Raw genomic sequence first — 21,531 nt, 5'->3', positions numbered from 1 at the left:
GAGGCCGTCCAGCGCCACGACGCCGGATGGGCGCTGGAGGAGCTGCACGCCGTCGGCCGTCTGGTCGGGAGCGAGTCCTTCCAGCGGGACGCGGTCCTCGCCAACACCTACCCCCCGGTGCTACGGACCTTCGACCGGTGGGGCCACCGCGTCGACGACGTGGACTACCACCCCGGTTACCACCGTGTCCTGGGAGACGCGGTACGGCACGGAGCCCACACCGCGGCGTGGGCCGACCCCCGGTCGGGGGCCAACGTCGCCCGGGCGGCGGCGTTCATGCTGTTCGCCCAGGTGGAGCCCGGGCACGCGTGCCCGGTCTCCATGACCCATGCCGCGGTCCCGACCCTCGCCCTGCAGCCGGAGCTGGCCGAGGTGTGGCTGCCGAGGCTGTACTCCCGCGACTACGACCCCGACCTGGGCAGCGGCGCGAAGGCCTCCGCGATCCTCGGTATGGCGATGACCGAGAAGCAGGGCGGCTCCGACGTACGGGCGAACACGACGCGGGCGCTCCCCACGAGCCGCGGTGGCCCCGGTGCGGAGTACCTGCTGACCGGCCACAAGTGGTTCTGCTCGGCGCCGATGTCGGATGCCTTCCTCGTGCTCGCCCAGGCGAGCGGACCGGGCGGCGAGGGACTGTCCTGCTTCCTGCTCCCCCGGGTGCTCCCCGACGGCTCACGCAACGTCTTTCGCATCCAGCGACTGAAGGACAAGCTCGGCAACCGCGCGAACGCCTCCGCCGAGATCGAGCTGGACGCCACGTCGGCGGTCCTGGTCGGCGAGCCGGGCCGCGGCGTGCGCACCATCATCGAGATGGTCAACCGCACCCGGTTGGACTGCGTCCTCGGCACGGCGGCCGGCATGCGTCAGAGCGTCGCGGAGGCGTTGTGGCACGCGCGTCACCGCAGCGCCTTCGGGCGCCGGCTCGTCGATCAGCCGGCGATGGCAGCGGTCCTCGCCGACCTCGCGCTGGAGTCCGAGGCGGCGACGGTCACCGCGGTACGTCTCGCGCGGGCGCACGACGGCGTGGGCCGCGACGGCGAGGCGGCCTTCCGCCGCCTGGCCACCGCGGTGGCCAAGTACTGGATCTGCAAGCGCGGGCCGCACCACGCCTACGAGGCGCTGGAGTGCCTGGGCGGCAACGGCTACTGCGAGGAGTTCCCGCTCGCCCGCCGCTATCGGGAGCAGCCGGTCATGGCCGTGTGGGAGGGCTCGGGCAACGTGATAGCGCTCGACGTACTGCGAGCGCTGCATCGCGAGCCGGAGTCGGCGGCAGCCTTCGACGTCGAGGTGTCGCGTGCCCGAGGCCACCACCCGACCCTGGACGCGCACCTCGACAGCGTCCGCGACCTCATGCGCCGGACCTCGACGGCTGGTCCCGAGCTCGCCGAGCGCCAGGCTCGGGCGCTGGTCGAGGCGATGGCGCTCGCCCTGCAGGCGTCGCTGCTGGCGCGCTTCAGCCCGCGCGCCGTCAGCGACACCTTCATCGCCGCCCGGCTGGGTGAGGACCGGGGCCACGGCTACGGCACGCTGCCCTCCTCAGCCCCGGTCCGGGAGATCCTCGCCCGGCACTAGGGCGTCACGGGTAGGCCAGCACCGAGCCGGTGTAGTTCTCCGCGACGCCGGTCGCCGCCGCGCGCGACGTGGTGACGTAGCGCAGCTGGGTGAGCTGCATCTGCAGCAGGAAGTCGCGGTCGGGGTCGTCGGGAGGCGGCGTGTGCAGCATCGAGGTCATCCACCACGAGAAGTGGGTCGACTGCCATACCCGTTCGAGCGCGTCGTCGGAGTAACGGTCGAGCAGGTCGTCCTTGCCGTCCTGGACCGCGCGCGTGAGAGCTGTCCCCAGCCGCTTGACGTCGGCGATGGCCAGGTTCAGCCCCTTGGCGCCGGTCGGGGGGACGATGTGCGAGGCGTCTCCGGCGAGGAAGAGCCGGCCCCAGCGCATCGGCGCGCTGACGAAGCTGCGCATCGGGGTGATCGAGCGGTCGACGATCGGTCCGGGCCGAAGGGTCCAGCCGTCGAGCGCGAAGCGGGTCGAGAGGCCCTCCCAGATGCGGTCGTCGGACCATGCGGCGAGGTCCTCGTCGGGGGGGACCTGCAGGTACAGCCGGCTGATGGTGTCCGAGCGCATGCTGTGCAGGGCGAACCCGTCCGGGTGCAGCGCGTAGATCAGCTCGTCGGTCGAGGGCGCGACCTCGGCGAGGATCCCGAGCCAGGCGAAGGGGTAGATGCGCTCCCGGACGGTCCGTACGTCCTCCGGGATGCTCGGACGGCTCACGCCGTGGAACCCGTCACAGCCTGCGACGTAGTCGGCCTCGATGGTCTGGGCCCGGCCCGCGGAGTCGACGAAGCTCACGCGCGGGTGGACGGTGTCGGCGTCGTGGATCGCGGTGTCCGACACCTCCCAGAAGATCTGCTGGCCGTCGGCCTGGCGGGCGTTGATCAGGTCCTTGGTGAGCTCGGTCTGGCCGTAGACCCAGACCGAGTGACCGCACGTGTCGACGAAGTCGACCCGATGGCGCTCCCCCGGCCACTGCAGGTAGATGCCGTCGTGTCGCAGCCCCTCCTTGTGCAGGCGGTCCCCGACGCCGTACTCGGTGAGGACGTCGACCGCGCCGTGCTCGATGACGCCGGCGCGGATGCGCGCCTCCACGTACTCGCGCGACCGGTTCTCGACGATCAGCGACTCGACGCCGTGCTTGGCGAGGATCTGCGACAGCAGCAGACCTGAGGGACCCGAACCGATGATGGCGACCTGGGTGCGCATGCGCCGATGCTCGGGGCGGCGCAGCGACCGGGCAAGACGCTCCTTCCGTCCAGTGGAAGGTCGCTGTCCGGTCAGGCCGCCATCCGCCGGGTGATCGAGGCGGCGGCCACCCGCAGGGCGGGGACGAAGCGGGCCATGTCCCGACGGACCGTGCTGGTCACGAGCCCGAGGGAGGCGACGACGCTGTCGTGCACGTCGAGAACGGGGACCGCGACCGAGCAGGTGCCGAGGCTCATCTCCTCGACCGTGCGCGCGTAGCCCTGCCGGCGCACCTGCGCGAGCTCGCGCAGCAGCCGGCCGCGCTCGGTGACGGTGTAGCGGGTGACCGGCTGCAGGTCCGCGAGGCAGTCGTCGAGGACCTCCCGCGGTGCCCAGGCCAGCAGCACCTTGCCCACACCGGTCGCGTGCAGGGGCAGCGGGACACCGGCTCGGCTCACGAGCGGGACCGACGCGCGCCCGTGGATGCGCTCGACGTAGAGCGCCGAGCGGCCCTGGCGCACCGCGAGGTGGACGTTCTCGTGGGTGGCCTCGTAGACGTCCTGCATGGCGGGCAGGGAGGCCTCGCGCAGCTCACGCTGGACCGGGGCGAGCGTCCCCAGCTGCCACAGCCGGCGGCCGACGACGTAGCGCCCCTCGTCGTCACGCTCGAGCGCGCCCCACGCCTGGAGCTCGCCGACCAGCCGGTGCGCGGTCGACAGCGGCATCCCGGCGGCGGCGGCCAGCTCGGTCAGGGTCAGTCGCGGCCGGTCGGCGTCGAAGCCGTCCAGCAGGGCGAGGACCCGGGCGGTCACCGACGGGCGCGACCCCTCGGCCACGGGACTAGACTCCCCCTCCAGGTCGACTTCCGTCTGACGGAAGCGCACCGTATCCCTTCGGCGACCGGATTGGGAAGGTGAGCCTCACCAGTCTCGGTGGAGAGGATCGCCCGGTGCCCGTCGTCGTCCGCAACACCCCGCGAGCCGACCTGGCCGTGGTGGACGCCCTCGCCGAGTGCGGCAGCGCGACGGTCCACGAGGCGCAGGGCCGCACCGGCCTCCTCCACCACCGGCTGCGCCCCATCTACCGCCCGATCCGCGTCGGCGGCACCGCGCTGACGTGCACGGTCGCCCCCGGTGACAACTGGGCCATCCACGTGGCCGTCGAGCAGGCCCGGCCCGGTGACGTGCTCGTGGTGACCCCCACCAGCCCCTGTGACGACGGTTACCTGGGCGACCTGCTGGCCGAGAGCCTGCGCGCCCACGGCGTCCGTGGACTGGTCATCGATGCCGGGGTCCGCGATGTCGCCACGCTGACCGAGATGCGCTTCCCGGTGTGGGCCAAGGCGATCTGCGCCCAGGGCACGGTCAAGGAGACCCCCGGCGACGTCCAGGTGCCCATCGTCGTCGCGGGCGTGCGGGTACGTCCCGGGGACGTGATCGTGGCCGACGACGACGGCGTGGTGGCCGTCCCCCGTGAGGACGCCGCGGCGGTACTGGAGAAGGCCCGCGCGCGCGAGGCGAACGAGGCCTCCAAGCGGGCCCGCCTCGCCGCCGGCGAGCTGGGGCTGGACATCTACGGCATGCGCGAGCGGCTCGCGGAGAAGGGGCTCCGCTACGTCGACGCCGCGGAGTCGACGTGAGGCAGGTCGCGGTCCCCTGCGACGTCATGCGCGGTGGGACGTCGAAGGGCCTGGTGTTCAGCGAGCAGGACCTCCCCACTGACCGCGCGACCCGCGACGCCGTGCTCCTCGCCGCGATGGGCTCACCCGACGAGCGCGAGATCGACGGGATGGGCGGTGCGCACCCCCTCACCTCCAAGGTGGCGGTGGTGAGCCGCTCCGCGCACGACGGCGCCGACGTCGACTACCTGTTCCTGCAGGTGTGGCCCGACCGGCCCGAGGTCTCCGACTCCCAGAACTGCGGCAACATGCTTGCCGCGGTCGGGCCCTTCGCCGTCGAGCACGGCCTCGTCCCGGCGCGTCCCGACGTGACCCCGGTCCGGATCTGGATGGTCAACACCGAGACGCTCGCGACGGCGTACGTGCAGACGCCGGGCGGTGAGGTCCGCTACGACGGCGACGCCCGCATCGACGGCGTGCCGGGCACGCACGCACCCATCCCTCTCGAGTTCGCCGACATCGCCGGCTCCTCCTGCGGAGCCCTGCTGCCGACCGGGAACGTCGTCGACGAGATCGCCGGCCTGCGTGTCACCTGCATCGACAACGGTATGCCGGTCGTCTGCCTCGACGCCTCCGACGTCGGGCTCAGCGGCCGCGAGACGCCGGCCGAGATCGAGGCGATGGCCGCGGTCAAGGAGCGCATCGAGCAGGCCCGGCTGGCGGCCGGCCCGATGATGAACCTGGGCGACGTGACACGGCAGACGGTGCCGAAGATGAGCCTGCTCTCCGCACCCGACGCCGGGGGCACCGTCTCGACGCGCACGCTCATCCCGCACCGGGTGCACGAGGCGATCGGGGTGCTGGGCGCCGTCTCGGTGGCCACCGCGTGCCTGCTGCCCGGGTCGGTCGCCGCGTCGGTCGCGAAGGTCCCCGACGGCGACGGCCCGCTCGACGTGGTGGTCGAGCACCCGACCGGGTTCTTCACCGTCTCCCTGGACGTGGACCGCACCGGCGAGGCCCCCGTGGTGCACCGGGCGGCGCTGCTGCGAACGGCCCGCCTGCTCATGCGTGGCGAGGTCATGGTGCCCGGGCGCGTGTGGGAGCGGTCGTGACCCGGGTGGCCCTGGTGGGGCTCGGCGAGGTCGGCCGCACCTTCGCCGAGGACCTTCGAGCCGCGGGGGTCGTGCACCTCACCGCGTGGGACACGGCCTTCGCCGATCCGGCCAGCCCGGCCTCGCGCAACGCGCTCGAGCTGGGCCTCACCCCCTCGGTGTCGGCGCCGGCCACGGTGGCCGACGCGGACCTCGTGGTCAGCGCGGTCACCGCCGCGCAGTGCGTGGCCGCCGCGGCCTCGGTGGTCCCCGGCATCCGTGCCGGCACCTGGTTCTTCGACCTGAACTCGAGCTCGCCCGGCCACAAGAGCACAGCGGCCGACCTGGTCGACGCGGCCGGCGGACGCTATGTCGAAGCGGCGTTGATGTCGCCCATCGGGCCGCGACGGCTCGACTCGCCGTTCCTGCTCGGCGGACCGCACGCGAAGGAGTTCGCGACGGTCGCGGCGACGTACCAGCTGTCGGACGTCACGCCGGTCTCCGACGTCGTCGGCCGGGCGGCGGCCACGAAGCTGTGCCGGTCGGTCGTCGTCAAGGGCCTGGAGTCGCTGCTCACCGAGTCCCTCCTCGCGGCCCGGGTCTTCGGCGTCGAGCGCGAAGTCCTCGACTCGCTGCCGAACATCCTCCCGCCGGCGGACTGGGAGGCGGTGGCCGGGTACTTCATCTCGAGGTCCCTGCAGCACGGACAGCGCCGATCGGAGGAGATGCAGGAGGCCGCGGCCACCGTCGCCGAGGCCGGCGTGGAGCCGGTCATGTCACTGGCCGCCGTACGGCGCCAGGCGTGGGCTGCCGGCTTCCCCGACGCGAGGTCGGCCGGCACCACGATCGGGATGGTCGACGCCGTCCTCGAGGCGATGCGGGCGCAGCGTGCCGAGGAGGTGGCGGGTCCGTGATCATCGACTGCCACGGCCACTACACGACGGCGCCCGCGGCGCACAGCGAGTGGCGTGAGGGGCAGCTGGCCGCGTTCCTCGCCGGCGCTCCCGCGCCGACCTATCCCGCGATCTCGGACGAGGAGATCCGCGAGACCATCGAGGCCAACCAGCTGCGCCTGCTGCGCGAGCGCGGCGCCGACATGACGATCTTCTCCCCGCGTGCCTCCGCCATGGGCCACCACGAGGGCGACCTCGAGGTCGGTGTCGCCTGGGCCCGCGCCTGCAACGACCTCATCGCGCGGGTCGTGGACCTCTTCCCCGACGCCTTCATCGGCGTCTGCCAGCTGCCGCAGGTCGCGGGTCAGCCGTTGGACGCCGCCGTCGCCGAGCTGCGGCGCTGCGTCGACATGGGCTTCGTCGGCCTGAACCTGAACCCCGATCCCAGCGGCGGGCGCTGGAGCTCCCCGCCGCTCACCGACCGGTACTGGTACCCGGTCTACGAGGCGATGGCCGAGCTCGACGTACCCGCGATGGTGCACGTGTCCGCGAGCTGCACGCCGGTCTTCCACGCGACCGGCGCGCACTACATCAACGCCGACACCACGGCCTTCATGCAGCTCGTCCAGGGCGACCTGTTCGCCGACTTCCCCGACCTGCGCCTGGTGATCCCGCACGGCGGCGGCGCCGTGCCCTACCACTGGGGCCGCTACCGCGGCCTCGCCGACATGCTGGGCAAGCCGTCGCTTGACACCCACGTCATGCGCAACGTCTTCTTCGACACCTGCGTCTACCACCAGGCCGGCATCGATCTCCTCTTCGAGGTGATCGACGTCGACAACATCCTTTTCGGCTCCGAGATGGTCGGCGCCGTGCGCGGAGTCGACCCGACGACAGGGCACTACTTCGACGACACCCTGCGCTACGTCGACGTGCTCGACCTCGGCCCCGCCGAGCGCGAGCAGGTGCTCAGCGGGAACGCCCGACGGGTCTACCCGCGCCTCGACGCGGCGTTGCGGAGGAGGGGGCTGCCGTGAGCTTCACTCCGGACGCCGACTGGCTCGCCTACTGCGCCGCGCCGACGAAGCCGGCGTACGTTCCTCCGCCCGGCGCCGTCGACGCGCACTGCCACGTGTTCGGGCCGGGCGAGGTCTTCCCCTACGCTCCCGAGCGCAAGTACACGCCCATCGACGCGGGCAAAGCCGAGTTGTTCGCCCTAAGGGACTTCCTCGGCTTCGACCGCAACGTCGTCGTGCAGGCGACCTGTCACGGCGCGGACAACTCCGCGATGGTGGACGCCCTGCGCAGCTCGGGAGGGCGTGCTCGCGGCGTTGCCACCATCCGTCCGGGCGTCGCCGAGGCGGAGCTGGCGGACATGCACGACGCCGGCGTCCGAGGCGTCCGGTTCAACTTCGTCAAGCGGCTCGTCGACCCGAAGCCTGATGCCTACTACCGGGAGCTGGTCGAGCGCATCGCGCCGTACGGCTGGCACGTCGTCGTCTACTTCGAGGCCGCCGACCTGGCCGAGCGCTGGGCGCTGTTCACTTCCCTGCCGGTCACGCTCGTCGTCGACCACATGGGCCGGCCCGACGTGACCCAGCCCGTGGACGGCGAGCAGTTCGCCATCTTCCTGCGGTTCATGGACGAGAACCCCAACGTCTGGAGCAAGGTGAGTGGGGCCGAGCGGCTGTCCGTGGAGGGACCGCCGGCCTACTCCGACGTGTGGCCCTTCGCGCGCCGGGTGGTGGAGCGGTACCCGGACCGGGTCCTCTGGGGCACCGACTGGCCGCACCCGAACATGAAGAGCCACATGCCCGACGACGGTCACCTGGTGGACGTGATCCCCCACATCGCCACGACCGAGGAGCTGCAGCGCGCGCTCCTGGTCAACAACCCGACTCGGCTGTACTGGGAGGCCTGATGGTCGACAACTCAGCGCTGGACGACATCCCCGGAACGACGGTCTTCACCGCCGAGCGTTCGCGCAAGGGCTACCAGCTGAACCAGTTCTGCATGAGCCTCATGAAGGCGGAGAACCGCGAGCGTTTCCACGCCGACGAGCGGGCCTACCTCGATGAGTGGCCCATGTCCGAGGAGCAGAAGCAGGCCGTGCTGGATCGCGACTTCCAGCGCATGCTCGACCTCGGGGGCAACGTCTACTTCCTGTCCAAGATCTTCGCGAGCGACGGCCTCAGCTACGTGCAGGCGGTCAGCACGATGACGGACCTCACGGTCGAGCAGTACCAGGACATGATGCTGGCGGGCGGCCGCAGCCCCGAGGGCTGGCGCTCGAAGAGCGAGAGGGATTGACATGGCACGCATCACCGCCGGGCTCACTACGAGCCATGTCCCCGCGATCGGCATGGCCGTCGACCTCGGGAAGACCGAGCAGGACTACTGGAAGCCGGTCTTCGCCGGCTACGAGTGGACGAGGAGATGGGCAGCCGAGCAGCCGCCCGACGTCGTGATCCTCGTCTACAACGACCATGCATCCGCCTTCTCGCTGCAGATCATCCCGACCTTTGCGCTGGGTCTCGCGCCGTCGTTCAAGCCCTGCGACGAGGGGTACGGCCCCCGGCCGGTCCCGGTGGTGGAGGGTCACCCTGAGCTCGCCGCGCACCTCGCGCAGTCGCTCATCCTCGACGAGTTCGACATGACGCTACTGAACGAGCTGGACGTCGACCACGGGCTCACCGTCCCGCTGTCGCTGGTCTACGGCCGGCCGGACTCCTGGCCGACGAAGGTGATCCCGCTGGCCGTGAACGTCGTGCAGTTCCCGCCGCCGACCGGGCACCGCTGCCTGTCCCTCGGCCGGGCCATCCGCAGGGCGGTCGAGAGCTACCCCGAGGACCTCGACGTCCAGGTGTGGGGCACCGGTGGCATGAGCCACCAGATCCAGGGTGCACGGGCGGGTCTGATCAACAAGGAGTGGGACACCGCCTTCCTCGACCGGCTGGAGAGCGACCCCGACGGCCTCGCCAAGGTCTCGCACATCGAGTACCTGCGGGAGGCCGGCTCCGAGGGCATCGAGCTGGTGATGTGGCTGATCATGCGAGGAGCGCTGGGAGATCGCGTCAAGGAGCTCCATCGCTTCTATCACGTCCCCGCGAGCAACACGGCGGTCGGGCACCTCGTGCTCGAGCCGGCTCCCTGACCACCACCACCGAACCAGGAGACTGACGACACCATGCGCATCGCACTCGCCGGAGCCGGCGCGTTCGGCATCAAGCACCTCGATGCCCTCACGGCCATCGACGGGGTCACGGTCACCTCCGTGGTGAGCCGGCGGCTCGAGCAGGCCAAGGAGGTGGCGGAGAAGTACGGCGCGCCGCACGCCGGCACCGAGATCGACGAGGCGCTGGCTCGCGAGGACGTGGACGCGGTGATCCTCTGCACGCCGACGCAGCTGCACGCCGAGCAGGCGATCGCGGCGATGCGCGCCGGCAAGCATGTCCAGGTCGAGATCCCGCTCGCCGACTCCTGGACCGACGCGCTCGCCGTCGACCGGGTCCAGCGGGAGACCGGCCTGGTGTGCATGGTCGGCCACACCCGGCGCTTCAACCCGTCGCACCAGTGGATCCGGGGGCGCATCGAGAGCGGTGAGCTCACCATCCAGCAGATGGACGTGCAGACGTACTTCTTCCGGCGGTCGAACATGAACGCGCTGGGCCAGCCGCGGAGCTGGACCGACCACCTTCTCTGGCACCACGCGGCCCACACGGTCGACCTGTTCCAGTACCAGACCGGCGAGCGGGTGACGATCGCCAACGCCGTCCAGGGGCCGATCCACCCGGTCCTCGGGATCGCGATGGACATGTCCATCCAGCTGCGCACCGAGACCGGCACGATCTGCACGCTGTCCCTCAGCTTCAACAACGACGGCCCGCTGGGCACGTTCTTCCGCTACATCTGCGACAACGGCACCTACATCGCCCGCTACGACGACTTGGTCACCGGCAAGGAGGAGCCGATCGACGTCTCGCAGGTCGCGGTCTCGACCAACGGCATCGAGCTGCAGGACCGGGAGTTCGTCGCGGCGATCCGCGAGGGCCGGGAACCCAACGCCTCGGTCGCCTCCGTGCTGGCCTGCTACGAGACACTGGGGCGGCTGGAGCAGCAGCTCGCCACCCAGCAGTAGCGAAGGAGACGCATGCGCTTCGGCATCAAGACCCGCCCGGAACACGTCACCTGGCAGCAGGTGCGCGACGTCTGGGTGGCCGCCGACGACATCCCGATCTTCGAGAGCGCCTGGAACTGGGACCACTTCTATCCGCTGACCGGCGACCTCGACGGCCCGAACCTGGAGGCGTGGACCTCCCTCGCGGCGCTCGCGCAGGCCACTCGACGCATCCGCGTGGGCGTCCAGGTCACCGGGATGATCTACCGTCACCCGGCAGTGCTCGCGAACATGGCCGCGACGGTCGACATCGTGAGCAACGGACGGCTGGACATCGGTCTCGGCGCCGGCTGGAACCAGCTCGAGTGCGACGCGTACGGCATCCCGCTGCCCCCGCTGAAGGAGCGCTTCGACCGCTTCGACGAGGGTGTGCAGGTGATCATCGGGTTGCTCTCGCAGGAGTACACCGACTTCGCCGGTACCTACTACACGCTGACCCACGCCCGCTCGGAACCGAAGCCCGTGCAGCGACCGCACCCCCCGATCACGATCGGCGGCCGCGGCCCGAGACGCACGCTGCTGGCGGTGGCTCGATGGGCGCAGCAGTGGAACTCCCTGACCCAGAGCCCGGAGGAGTGGCTCGGACTCAAGCATGTCCTGCTCGAGCACTGCGCCGCGGTGGGGCGCGACGCGGCCGAGATCGAGTGCTCCGTGAACGTGATGCTGCCAACCGCTGGGGAGCTGGGACCCGCGTTCGAGAAGGCCGCGGGGTACCGGGACGCCGGCGTCGACATCGCCATCATGAACCTGCCGCACGGCGCGCCGCCGAGCCTGCTCGAGCCGCTGGCCGACGGCCTGGCCGCGATCTGACGCCCATGAAGCTCCTGACGTACCGCACCGGCACCGGGAGCCGGGCGGCGCTCGTCCTCGACGGATCGACCCTGCCGCTTCGCGAAGGGGTCACGGTCCTGGACGTGGTCCGCGCCGGCCTGCCCGTCCAGCCCGACCGCTGGGTCTCCGACGAGCCCGGGCTCGACCCGTCGAGCCTGGTCCTCGACGTCCCGTACCGCCCGCCGACCGTTCGTGACTTCGTCGCCTTCGAGGAGCACGTCGAGGGCGTGCGCAAGGCGGTCGACGGCGTCGGCGGCGTGGTGGACCAGTGGTACGAGTACCCCACCTTCTACTTCACGAACCCCTATGCCCTCGTCGCGACCGGCGATCCCGTGCCGGTCCCGCAGGCGAGCGCCCGCCTGGACTTCGAGCTCGAGGTCGGCATCGTGATCGGCCGGTCCGGCCACGACCTGGCCCCTGCCCGTGCCCACGAGAACGTGTTCGGCTTCACCATCTTCAACGACTGGTCGGCCCGTGACCTGCAGAGCCGTGAGATGAAGGTCAACCTCGGGCCGGCGAAGGGCAAGGACTTCGCGACCACGATCGGCCCCGTCATCGTCACAGCCGACGAGCTTCGAGACCACCTCGGCTCCGACGGGTTCCTCGACCTGGCGATGGTCGTGTCGGTGAACGGCAGCGAGGTCGGACGCGACCTCCTCTCCAACATGGGCTGGCCGATCGGTGACCTCGTCGCCTACGCCTCGCGCGACACCTGGGTGCACCCGGGGGACCTGCTCGGGACGGGGACCTGTGGCAACGGCGGATGCCTCGCCGAGCTGTGGGGCCGGTCGGGGTCGCTGGTACCGCCACCGCTGCAGCCCGGGGACGTCGTGACCATGACCGTCGAGGGCATCGGCACGATCACCAACGAGGTGGTCGCGGGCGTCGCGACCCCTGCGATCCCGCGGGCTCGGCAGCGACCACGCAACCGGCCCGACGACGCGCGGCTGGCCCGCGCGCGAGCGCAGTGACCGCACCGGCAGGGAGGAGGCCGGCGATGCCGGTCCGCGAGCCATGACCAGCGAAGACATGAGCAGCGAGGACACCACCATCAAGGACGTACCCGATCTGCCAGACACGTTGACGACCGATGTCCGAGGCGACGTCGCCGTCCTGACGCTGCGCCGGCCGGCCAAGCGCAACGCGATCGATGACGAGACCGTGCTCGGTCTCGAGGCGTTCTTCCTCGCGCCGCCGCCGGGCGTCCGCGTGGTGGTCCTCGACGGCGAGGGCGAGCACTTCTGTGCCGGTCTCGACCTGTCCTCGCTGTCGGCGACCTCCCTCGAGGAGGGCCTGCACCACTCGCGGATGTGGCACCGGGCCATGTCCGCCATCGAGTTCGGCCGGGTCCCGGTCGTGTCGGTTCTCAAGGGAGCGGTGATCGGGGGTGGCCTCGAGCTGGCCTCCGCCACCCACCTCAGGGTGGCCGAGAGCAGCGCGTTCTACGCATTGCCGGAGGGCCAGCGCGGCATCTACCTCGGCGGCGGAGGGTCGGTACGCCTGCCGCGTCTCATCGGCGTCTGGCGCATGGTCGACCTGATGCTCACCGGCCGGGTCTACGACGCCGCCGAAGGCCACACCGCCGGCCTCTCGCACTATCTGGTCGAGACCGGGCAGGGCCTGCCGGCGGCCCTCGAGCTGGCCGCCAAGGTCGCGACGATCGCCCCGATGACGGCGTACGCGGTCCTGCACGCGCTCCCGCGGATCGCGGACGCGGGGCCTCAGGAGGGCTATCTGATGGAGTCGCTCATGGCGGCCGTGGCGCAGAGCACCGACGAGGCCAAGGGCCGGCTGCAGGACTTCCTCGCGGGACGCGCCGCCAAGGTCACGGCCACGGAAGGGGACGCCCGATGAGCGAAGCCGTCGCCGAGGGAACGGTGCTGCGCCCGGTGCCGGCCGACGCGCGGGCGACCAGCGAGATCGGTCACTACCTCGACTGGCTCGAGAAGGAGCGGGGTCTGGCCTTCAGCGGCTACGACGACCTGTACCGCTGGTCCATCGAGGACCTCGACGCCTTCTGGCGCAGCATCTGGGACTACTACGACGTACGCGCGTCGACCCCACCGACCGCGGTGCTGGCCGACCGCAGGATGCCGGGCGCAGTCTGGTTCCCCGGCGCCACCTTGAACTACGCGGAGCACTCGCTCGGGACCTGGCGCGACCCGTCGGGTGTCGCGCTCATCGAGCACAACCAGACCAGACCGGCACGGACCACGACGCGCGGCGAGCTCGCCGACCAGGTCGCCCGAGCGCGAGCCGGTCTACGGCGCCTGGGCATCGGCAAGGGCGACCGCGTGGTCGCCTTCCTGCCGAACATCACAGAGACCGTCGTCGCCTTCCTCGCCACCGCGAGCCTCGGCGCGATCTGGGCGAGCTGCGCGCCGGAGTTCGGCACCCGCAGCATCGTCGACCGCTTCGCGCAGGTGGAGCCGAAGCTGCTGCTCGTCGTCCCGGGCTACGTCTACGGGGCCAAGCACATCGACAAGCGGGACGAGGTCGCGGAGATCCGAGCATCGCTGCCCACGGTCGAGCACGTGGTCACGGTGGCCTACGGGGAGGGGGAGATCCCGGACAGCACCTCCTGGGCCGAGCTGCTGAGCGAGCCTGCGCCCCTGGAGTTCGACCCGGTGCCCTTCGACCACCCGATGGTCGTGCTGTTCACGTCAGGGACGACGGGGAAGCCGAAACCCATCGTGCACTGCCAGGGCGGCCTGCTCGTCGAGCAGCTGAAGAGCCAGGGCCTGTCCTGGGACCTGCGCGAGGGCGACCGGCTGCTGTGGTTCACCACGACCGCGTGGATGCTCTGGACGACGGTCGTCGCGGCGCTGCTCCACGGCGCTGCCGCGGTCCTCGTCGACGGCAACCCGATGCACCCGGACCTCACCGCGCAGTGGCGGCTGGCCGAGGAGTCCGGCGCGACCCTCGTGGGCCTGAGCCCGGGGTATGTCATGGCGTGCCGCAAGGCCGGGCTCGAACCGGCCAAGGCCTTCGACCTATCCCGGGTCCGCCAGGTCGGTGTCGCAGGCGCCCCCCTCGCCACCGAGGGCTTCGTCTGGATCGTCGACCAGCTCGGCCAGGACGTCCTGCTCAACGTCGGCAGCGGGGGGACGGACGTCTGCACGGGGCTGGTCGCCGCCAGCCCCCTGCAGCCGGTCTACGCAGGACAGATGTCCGGGCCGGTGCTCGGCTGCGCCGTGTACGCCTTCGACCCGGACGGGAACCGCGTGGTCGACGAGCTCGGCGAGCTGGTCATCACCGAACCGATGCCGTCCATGCCGGTGGGCTTCTGGGGCGACACCGACGGCAGCCGCTACCGGTCCTCGTACTTCGACGTCTATCCCGGGGTCTGGCGCCAGGGCGACTGGGTCCGCTTCACCCCCCACGGCAGCTGCGTCATCACCGGCCGCTCCGACGCCACGCTCAACCGCGGCGGCGTACGCCTGGGCACCGCCGACTTCTACGGCGTCGTCGAGGAGCTCCCCGAGGTTCGGGAGAGCCTCGTCGTGCATCTCGAGGACCCCGAGGGCGGCCCGGGCGAACTGATCCTGTTCGTCGTGACCGCCGACGGAGATCTGTCCGACTCTCTTCGCGCGCGCATCGTGGACGCGCTGCGAACCAACCTGTCCCCTCGGCACGTCCCCGACGAGATCCGCGTGGTTCGCGCCGTCCCGCACAGCCGGACCGGCAAGAAGCTCGAGCTCCCCGTGAAGCGGATCCTGCTCGGCGAGGACCCCGATCACGTGGCCAGCCGGGACGCCCTCATGGACCCGACCACCCTCGACATCTTCGTCGAGGAGCGGGCCGCCAGGCAGGCGCGGACGTGAGCCAGGACGCGACGACGCCGGGCGACCCGGTGGCCGTCGTCGGGACCGGGGTCATCGGTTCGGCCTGGTGCGCGCTCTTCCTCGGTCGCGGTCTGCCCGTCCGCGCCCACGACCCGGCGCCCGGCGCGCGCGAGCGCCTCGAGCGTGACGTGCGCGCGGCGTGGCCGGCGCTGGCGGCGCTCGGCACTCCCGGCGAACCCGCGCTGGGGCGGCTCGAGTGGAGCGACACCGTGGCGGATGCGGTTCGCGGGGTGCGCTTCGTCCAGGAGAGCGGACCGGAACGTCTCGAGCAGAAGCGGCTGCTGCTCGCCGAGATCGACCGCTTCGCACCTGCCGTGACGGCGGTGGCGAGCAGCACCTCCGGACTGCGCCCGAGCGACATCCAGGCGAGCTGCACCGAGCACCCGGAGCGGGTTCTGGTCGGCCACCCGTTCCACCCGGCCCATCTCATCCCGCTCGTCGAGGTCGTCGGTGGAGCCCTCACCTCCGACGCTGCCATCGCGGCCGCCATGGCCTTCTACGCGGCGCTCGGCAAGCGGCCGGTGCACGTGCGGCTCGAGCTCGACGGCCACCTCGTCAACCGCCTGCAGGCGGCGCTGTGGCGCGAGGCGTACGACCTGGTCAGCCGGGGCGCGGCCAGCGTCGGCGACATCGACGCCGCCATCACCCACGGCCCAGGGCTGCGCTGGGCGGTGGTGGGGCCGTTCGCCGGCCAGCACCTCTCCGGTGGAGGCGGCGGCATCGCGCACACCCTCGAGCACCTCGGCCCGCCGATGGTCCGTTGGTGGGACGACCTGCGCACGCCGTCCTGGACGCCCGAGCTGGTGGCGACGGTGACCCGGCAGATGGCCGACGAGCTGGGCACGACGACGACGGAGGCACTGGCCGCGGCACGGGACCGGGTGGTCCTCGGATTGCTCGCGGCCAAGGCCGCAGAGACCGGGCTGCCATGAGCGCGGGAGAGGCGATGAGCACCGGCATCGACCTGGACGCGGTCGTCGCGATCGACGTCCACACCCACGCGGAGGTCTCCGAGGACGGCCATCTCAGCCTTCCCGACTCGCTGATGGCCGCCTCGGCTGCCTACTTCCGGACCGAGGACGGCCGGGCGCCGACGCTCGACCAGCTGGCCGAGTACTACCGCGCGCGGAACATGGCCGCCGTCGTCTTCACCGTGGACTCCGAGCACAACACGGGACACCCACCCGTCCCGAACGACGACGTCGCCCGAGCGGCGCGTCGCCATCCCGACGTGCTCATCCCCTTCGCCAGCATCGACCCGCACCGTGGTGCATGGGCTCTCGACGAGGCCCGCCGGCTGGTGGAGGAGATGGGGGTCCGCGGGTTCAAGTTCCATCCGACGCTGCAGGCCTTCTCCCCCGACGACGCGCTCGCCTACCCGCTCTACGCGGTGCTCGACGAGCTCGGCGTACCGGCGCTGTTCCACAGTGGCCAGACGGGGATCGGCGCGGGAACCCCGGGCGGACATGGCTTGCGGCTGCGCTACTCCAACCCGATGGCCCTCGATGACGTCGCAGCGGACTTCCCGGGGTTGACGCTGATCATCGCCCACCCGTCCTTCCCCTGGCAGGACGAGGCACTCGCCATCGCCACCCACAAGGCCAACGTCTACCTCGACCTGTCCGGATGGTCGCCGAAGTACTTCCCGCCCCAGCTGGTCCGCTACGCGGACTCTCTGCTCAGGCACAAGGTGCTGTTCGGCTCCGACTACCCGCTGATCAGCCCGGACCGCTGGCTGCGGGACTTCGCGGACCTGCCGCTGAAGGCCGAGGTGCGCCCGCTGATCCTCAAGGAGAACGCCATCGAGGCGCTACGGCTGCGCGGCTGACTCGGCGACGGTACCGGGTCCGCGGACCAGCACCACGCGCAGCAGCGGCCCGGCCAGCGCACAACCCGCGACCAGGAGGACGAAGGACCAGGCAGATCCGCCGGCTCCGGCCAGCGGTGCCACCAGACCGCCGAAGGCGAACTGGGCGATCCCGAACAGGCCTGCGGCCGAGCCTGCTCGACCGCGAGCGTGCGCCATGCCGAGCGCCATGGCGTTGGAGATGATCAGACCCATGCTGCTGACGGTCAGCAGCAGCCCGAGCAGCACGAGCGGGAGCGCGGACGCCGCGACGCCCGCCGCCACGACCGCGACCCCGACGAGCGTGAGCAGCTGTCCCGCCGAGAGCAGGGGGGCGGGGCCGGTGCGCTGTACCAGGCGGCGGCTGACGTTGGCGGCAACGAACAGCCCACTCGCGTTGAGCGCGAAGACGAAGCCGTACGACGTGGCCGACATCCCGAAGCGGACCTGCAGGAGGAACGACGACGCGGCGATGTAGGAGAACAGCACTCCTCCCGCCGCGGCAACGCAGGCGACGTAGGCGCCGAAGAGGCGCAGGCGCAGCAGCCCGGCCAGATCACCCATCGCCCGACCCACGTGGGCCGGCCGTCGCTCAGGGAGGGTCTCCTCCAGCGAGCGCAGCGCGGTGACGAGCACGAGGAACCCGGCACCGGCCAGCAGGACGAACATCATCCGCCAGCCCATGAACAGCGCGAGAACGCCGCCCACGGCCGGTGCGAGGACCGGGACGATGGTGACCGTCGCGGCCAGGGTCGCGTACGAGCGGGCCGCCTCACGATCCGGGTACACGTCGGCGACGATGGCGCGCGCGGTGACGAGACAGGCGGCGGTCGCGATCCCGGCGACGAAACGGATCACGACTAGCGACGCGATCCCCGGCGCCAGAGCGCTGCCCACAGCCGCCAGGACGAACATCGAGGCCCCCGCTACTGCCGGCCGTCTGCGCCCCCAGGCGTCGCTGAGAGAGCCGATGACCAGCTGGCCGATCGCGACGCCGATCAACACCGCGGCCACGGTGGCCTGAGCCGCCGACTGCGTGACCCCGAGGTCGCGTGCCATCGCCGGCATCACGGGCAGGTACAGGTCGGTGCACAGCGGCGCAAGCGCGGACAGGGCCGCGAGCAGCAGGATGAGGTGCGGGTGCCGGCGGGCGGTCGCCCCAGGCGTCGTCGTCATCCCGCTCGGCGGTCTTTCAGTGCGGGATCCCGCGCTCGACGGGCACGCCGTCCGACCCGGTGAAGGTGAAGCTGTTGTAGGCCACGCGGATGTCGCAGAACTTCCCGTCCCGGAGCCGGTACATGATGATGCCCCTGTAGTCGAGCTGGTCGCCCTTGCGGAGCGGACCGAAGAGCGACTCCTCGGCATCGACGAGTGCTTCGAAGTTCGCCCACAGCTGCACCGCCGCGGTGTGCTCGTCCGAGACGAATCGCTCGACGTGGAGGGTCTCCTTGAGGGTTCCCCAGATCCTCGCGTAGTGGTCCTTCATGCCTTGCACGCCGTGGTAGACGAGGGTGCCGTTCTGCATCCGCATGTCGTCGGTGAGGAAGTCGTCGAAGGCTGTCGGGTCCTCGGCGTTGAACCGGCGGACGTACTCGTCGTAGCGGTCGCGCTGCATGGCTCCTCCTGGTCCGGTCGGGTGCGATGGGCTCAGCGCAGGACGAGCCCGCCGTCGACGCAGAGGACCTGACCGGTCAGGGACTCGGCCGAGTCCCCGGCGAGGAACGCGACGGCCGCGGCGACATCGGCGGCGACGAGGCGTCGCGGCAGCGCCTGGTGGGACACGACGCTGTCGAACACGGTGTCGTCCATGGCCTCACGGGCGGCCGGGGTGTCCGTCAGACCGGGTGCGACGGCGCTCGCCGTCACACCGTGGCGTCCGAGAGCGGTGGCGAGCGCTCGGGTGAGGCCGACCAGCGCCGCCTTGCTCGTGACGTAGGCGAGCAGGTCTGCGGAGGGCGGCGACCACACGGTGTCGGACACCACCGCCACCAGGCGGCCGAACCCGCGAGCGGTCATCGCGGGGACGAATGCCTGCGCCAGCAGGAGGTAGGAGTCGACGTTGACGCGCTGCACCCGGTGGAACGTCGCCAGGTCCAGCGAGCCCAGCGTGGCGCGGTCGAACGCCGCCGCCGCATGGACCACGACGTCGCAACGGCCGTGCCGGGCGAGTACACCGGCTGCGGCCGTGCGAACTTCCGCCTCCTGACCGAGGTCGAGGACGACGGCGCCCACCGTTGGATCCTCCGGCGGTCGCATGTCGAAGGAGACGACCTCGTGTCCAGAGGCCAGCAGCGTCGTGCAGATCGCGCCGCCGATGGCCCCGGCTCCGCCGGTCACGACCGCGAGCCGACGGTTGCCGTCGCTCATGGGGCGAGCACGCTCATGCGGCGACCTTGGACGAGCCGGGCGCGGCGCCCACGACGGGCGCCGCGTCGCCGCTCGTTCGGGTGAACCGCCGGCCCACCCGCTCGATGAGGTTCGCCGGTCCCTTGCCGTTGGCGGTCGGGGTCGCGATCCCGTCCGGGTTCTGGATGGCGGTCAGGGTGAGCAGGATGCCCGCGATGACCGACTGGTAGCTGCCGAGGCCGAGGTACTTGTCCAGGGCGCTCACCACCAGGCCGGTGTTGGCGAGCATGATGCCCGCGACGGCCGCCCCGGCGATCCGTCCGATCCCGGCGACGTAGGCGATGGCCAGCAGGCCGAGGGACTGGAACACCGCGAAGCTCGCCGGGGAGATCGTGCCCTGCTGATAGGCGAGCAGGCAGCCGCCGAGGCCGGCGATGAAGCTGGAGATCCCGAAGGCGAGCAGCTTCGCACGAGGGACGTTGATGCCAGACGCCGCTGCTGCTCTCTCGTTGGACCGCACCGCAAGAAGCATGCGTCCGGTAGGGGAGTTGCGCAGCCGCGCGACGACATATCCGACGGCGATGACGACGACGAGCAGGAAGATGCCGAACACCGTCCGCGGATAGTCCTTGCCGCTGGAGATCCCGAGGTTGAAGCCGAGGATGCTGGGCGAGGGCACGTTGCGACCTCCGAGGCCGCCGCTGAAGTGCACGTTGTCGAACAGCAGGCCCTCGAGCGCGGCTCCCGCCGCGAGAGTGACGATGGCCAGGTTGACCCCTCGTACGCGAAGGGCGGGCAGGCCGATGAGCACGCCCAGCGGGACGGCCGCGAGCGACGCGAGGAGCAGCGACCACGGGAAGCCCAACCCGTGGGTCGTGGCGATGTGGCTGAGGATGAAGGCCGAGAACGCCGAGAAGGACAGCTGGGCGAGGGACACCTGTCCGACGTAGCCGGTGAGAACGACCAGGGACAGGGCGAGGCACGCCGTGCTGATCGAGGACATGAACGCGGACTTCAACGAGCCGTGCAGGAGCAGGAGGACCACGGTCCCGGCGACGAAGGTCAGCACCGAGGTGCGGAACGGGGCGCGGGGTCGGCCCACCGAGGGGTTGCGGGGCTGGATGAGGGTGCCGCGGGGGATCAGCGAGCGGCCTCGCCAGGTCATGATGAGCAGGATCACGATGAACGGCAGACCCTCGGCGATGCCCTGCTGCGGCAATGACTGGTGGTTCGCGAGGACTTGGATGATCTCCGACTCGGCCATCCCGAGGACGAGGCCGCCGGCCGCCGCGAGCATGAACGACGAGAAGCCCGCGATGAGCGCCACGCACAGCGCCGGGATGATGAACAGGGTGTACGACGTGGGGTCGAGGCTGGAGATCGGGGCGATGAGGATGCCCGATGCCCCGGCCAGGACCGTCGCGATGATCCAGTTCTGCATCGCCACACGCGTCGAGGAGATGCCGACGAGTGCGGCGCCGACCTCGTTCTCGGCACCGGCGCGCGTGCGTAGCCCGAACAAGGTGCCTCGGTACAGGAACGCGAGAGCGGCCGCGATGACCAGGACGAGCACGGACAGCCAGAGTCGGTCCACCGGGACCGGGACACCCGCGATGGTGACCGAGCCGCTAGGCAGCACCGAACCGGTGGTACGGCCCGCTGTCCCGAAGTTGAGGACGGCTGTGGCCTGCAGGTAGAGCATGACACCGACCGAGGCGCATACCTTGGTCAGCGCGTTCGAGTGCTGTAGCGGCCGGTAGACGATGTAGTAGAGGACCGCGCCGAGCACTCCCGCGTAGACCAGGGTGGCGACGATGCTGGTCGCCAGCGGCACACCGGTGTCGGAGATGTTGATCGTGTGCGGGAGGACCGGCCACGGCAGCTGGAGGTTGCCGTCGTCGCGCAGCGAGACGAAGACGAAAGCGGAGATCATCGCGACGGCGCCGTGGGCGAAGTCGACCACGCCGGCAGCCCGGTACTTCAGGACGAGGCCGAGGGCGAGCAGGCCGTAGATCGCTCCTGCGCCGAGCCCGAGCAGGAGGAAGAGCATCGTGTCGCTCATGGGTCCTCCGAGGTTGGTGCCCTGCCTGTGCCGCGTTCAGCGGCACAGGCAGGGCAGGACGGACATCGTCGGCTCTCGG

21 protein-coding genes are annotated in these 21,531 nt (G+C 71.1%); 15 read left to right on the top strand and 6 right to left on the bottom strand.

Annotation, left to right across the window (positions count from 1 at the left end; all coding sequences use genetic code 11):
• A partial coding sequence (locus VMI11_04380; GenBank protein HTY71646.1) for an acyl-CoA dehydrogenase family protein occupies window positions 1-1,572 on the top strand: 1,572 nt, incomplete at its 5' end.
• A gap of 4 nt (window positions 1,573-1,576) precedes the next feature.
• Here VMI11_04380 and VMI11_04375 read toward each other — a convergent pair.
• Window positions 1,577-2,764, bottom strand: a complete 1,188-nt coding sequence (locus VMI11_04375) for a 4-hydroxybenzoate 3-monooxygenase (protein HTY71645.1) — start codon at window positions 2,762-2,764, stop codon at window positions 1,577-1,579.
• A 71-nt stretch (window positions 2,765-2,835) separates the two neighbouring features.
• Entirely contained in the window at window positions 2,836-3,579 is a 744-nt protein-coding gene (locus tag VMI11_04370) for an IclR family transcriptional regulator (protein ID HTY71644.1), read from the bottom strand.
• A gap of 113 nt (window positions 3,580-3,692) precedes the next feature.
• Between VMI11_04370 and VMI11_04365 the strand changes: the two genes are divergently transcribed.
• From VMI11_04365 to VMI11_04300, 14 genes are read left to right on the top strand one after another with little or no spacing between them, the layout of a single operon-like run.
• The gene (locus tag VMI11_04365; protein HTY71643.1) at window positions 3,693-4,382 is read left to right on the top strand and encodes a 4-carboxy-4-hydroxy-2-oxoadipate aldolase/oxaloacetate decarboxylase; all 690 of its coding nucleotides are present in this window, start codon (window positions 3,693-3,695) and stop codon (window positions 4,380-4,382) included.
• Complete coding sequence (locus VMI11_04360) at window positions 4,379-5,473, top strand: 4-oxalomesaconate tautomerase (GenBank protein HTY71642.1); 1,095 nt, start codon at window positions 4,379-4,381, stop codon at window positions 5,471-5,473. The genes VMI11_04365 and VMI11_04360 overlap by 4 nt, the downstream gene beginning before the upstream one ends.
• Entirely contained in the window at window positions 5,470-6,366 is an 897-nt protein-coding gene (locus tag VMI11_04355) for a DUF1932 domain-containing protein (protein HTY71641.1), read from the top strand. The genes VMI11_04360 and VMI11_04355 overlap by 4 nt, the downstream gene beginning before the upstream one ends.
• Window positions 6,363-7,382 (top strand): amidohydrolase family protein, encoded by a 1,020-nt coding sequence (locus VMI11_04350; protein ID HTY71640.1) that lies wholly within the window; start codon window positions 6,363-6,365, stop codon window positions 7,380-7,382. Before VMI11_04355 ends, VMI11_04350 begins: the two co-directional genes overlap by 4 nt.
• A complete protein-coding gene (locus tag VMI11_04345) occupies window positions 7,379-8,266 on the top strand; it encodes an amidohydrolase family protein (GenBank protein ID HTY71639.1) in 888 nt (295 codons plus the stop codon). The genes VMI11_04350 and VMI11_04345 overlap by 4 nt, the downstream gene beginning before the upstream one ends.
• Window positions 8,266-8,655, top strand: coding sequence for a protocatechuate 4,5-dioxygenase subunit alpha (gene ligA, locus VMI11_04340; GenBank protein ID HTY71638.1), 390 nt, complete (start codon window positions 8,266-8,268; stop codon window positions 8,653-8,655). The genes VMI11_04345 and ligA overlap by 1 nt, the downstream gene beginning before the upstream one ends.
• Before the next feature lies 1 nt (window position 8,656).
• Window positions 8,657-9,499: a class III extradiol dioxygenase subunit beta gene (locus tag VMI11_04335; protein ID HTY71637.1), complete on the top strand. Its 843-nt coding sequence runs from the start codon at window positions 8,657-8,659 to the stop codon at window positions 9,497-9,499.
• A 33-nt stretch (window positions 9,500-9,532) separates the two neighbouring features.
• Window positions 9,533-10,483, top strand: a complete 951-nt coding sequence (locus tag VMI11_04330) for a Gfo/Idh/MocA family oxidoreductase (GenBank protein ID HTY71636.1) — start codon at window positions 9,533-9,535, stop codon at window positions 10,481-10,483.
• A gap of 12 nt (window positions 10,484-10,495) precedes the next feature.
• Window positions 10,496-11,332: a TIGR03560 family F420-dependent LLM class oxidoreductase gene (locus tag VMI11_04325; GenBank protein ID HTY71635.1), complete on the top strand. Its 837-nt coding sequence runs from the start codon at window positions 10,496-10,498 to the stop codon at window positions 11,330-11,332.
• Between the two features lie 5 nt (window positions 11,333-11,337).
• Window positions 11,338-12,324 carry a fumarylacetoacetate hydrolase family protein gene (locus VMI11_04320; GenBank protein HTY71634.1) on the top strand — a complete coding sequence of 329 codons (987 nt, stop codon included), beginning with the start codon at window positions 11,338-11,340 and terminating at the stop codon, window positions 12,322-12,324.
• A 58-nt stretch (window positions 12,325-12,382) separates the two neighbouring features.
• On the top strand, window positions 12,383-13,207 hold the full coding sequence (locus VMI11_04315) for a crotonase/enoyl-CoA hydratase family protein (protein ID HTY71633.1): 825 nt from the start codon (window positions 12,383-12,385) through the stop codon (window positions 13,205-13,207).
• Window positions 13,204-15,177, top strand: coding sequence for an acetoacetate--CoA ligase (locus VMI11_04310; protein HTY71632.1), 1,974 nt, complete (start codon window positions 13,204-13,206; stop codon window positions 15,175-15,177). Before VMI11_04315 ends, VMI11_04310 begins: the two co-directional genes overlap by 4 nt.
• Window positions 15,174-16,130 (top strand): 3-hydroxyacyl-CoA dehydrogenase NAD-binding domain-containing protein, encoded by a 957-nt coding sequence (locus VMI11_04305; protein HTY71631.1) that lies wholly within the window; start codon window positions 15,174-15,176, stop codon window positions 16,128-16,130. The genes VMI11_04310 and VMI11_04305 overlap by 4 nt, the downstream gene beginning before the upstream one ends.
• On the top strand, window positions 16,127-17,026 hold the full coding sequence (locus tag VMI11_04300; protein HTY71630.1) for an amidohydrolase family protein: 900 nt from the start codon (window positions 16,127-16,129) through the stop codon (window positions 17,024-17,026). The genes VMI11_04305 and VMI11_04300 overlap by 4 nt, the downstream gene beginning before the upstream one ends.
• On the opposite strand, the gene VMI11_04295 is transcribed toward VMI11_04300, so the two are convergent.
• From VMI11_04295 to VMI11_04280, 4 genes are read right to left on the bottom strand one after another with little or no spacing between them, the layout of a single operon-like run.
• Window positions 17,009-18,220 (bottom strand): multidrug effflux MFS transporter, encoded by a 1,212-nt coding sequence (locus VMI11_04295; GenBank protein ID HTY71629.1) that lies wholly within the window; start codon window positions 18,218-18,220, stop codon window positions 17,009-17,011. The genes VMI11_04300 and VMI11_04295 overlap by 18 nt on opposite strands.
• A 16-nt stretch (window positions 18,221-18,236) precedes the next feature.
• A complete protein-coding gene (locus VMI11_04290) occupies window positions 18,237-18,659 on the bottom strand; it encodes a nuclear transport factor 2 family protein (protein ID HTY71628.1) in 423 nt (140 codons plus the stop codon).
• Between the two features lie 32 nt (window positions 18,660-18,691).
• The gene (locus tag VMI11_04285; GenBank protein HTY71627.1) at window positions 18,692-19,411 is read right to left on the bottom strand and encodes an SDR family oxidoreductase; all 720 of its coding nucleotides are present in this window, start codon (window positions 19,409-19,411) and stop codon (window positions 18,692-18,694) included.
• 13 nt (window positions 19,412-19,424) lie between these two features.
• Window positions 19,425-21,452 carry an ABC transporter permease gene (locus VMI11_04280; GenBank protein HTY71626.1) on the bottom strand — a complete coding sequence of 676 codons (2,028 nt, stop codon included), beginning with the start codon at window positions 21,450-21,452 and terminating at the stop codon, window positions 19,425-19,427.
• Window positions 21,453-21,531 lie beyond the last annotated feature (79 nt).

The organism is Actinomycetes bacterium (assembly GCA_035506535.1).
Classification (GTDB): domain Bacteria; phylum Actinomycetota; class Actinomycetes; order DATJPE01; family DATJPE01; genus DATJPE01.
This window is presented reverse-complemented; position numbering and strand designations above follow the sequence as displayed.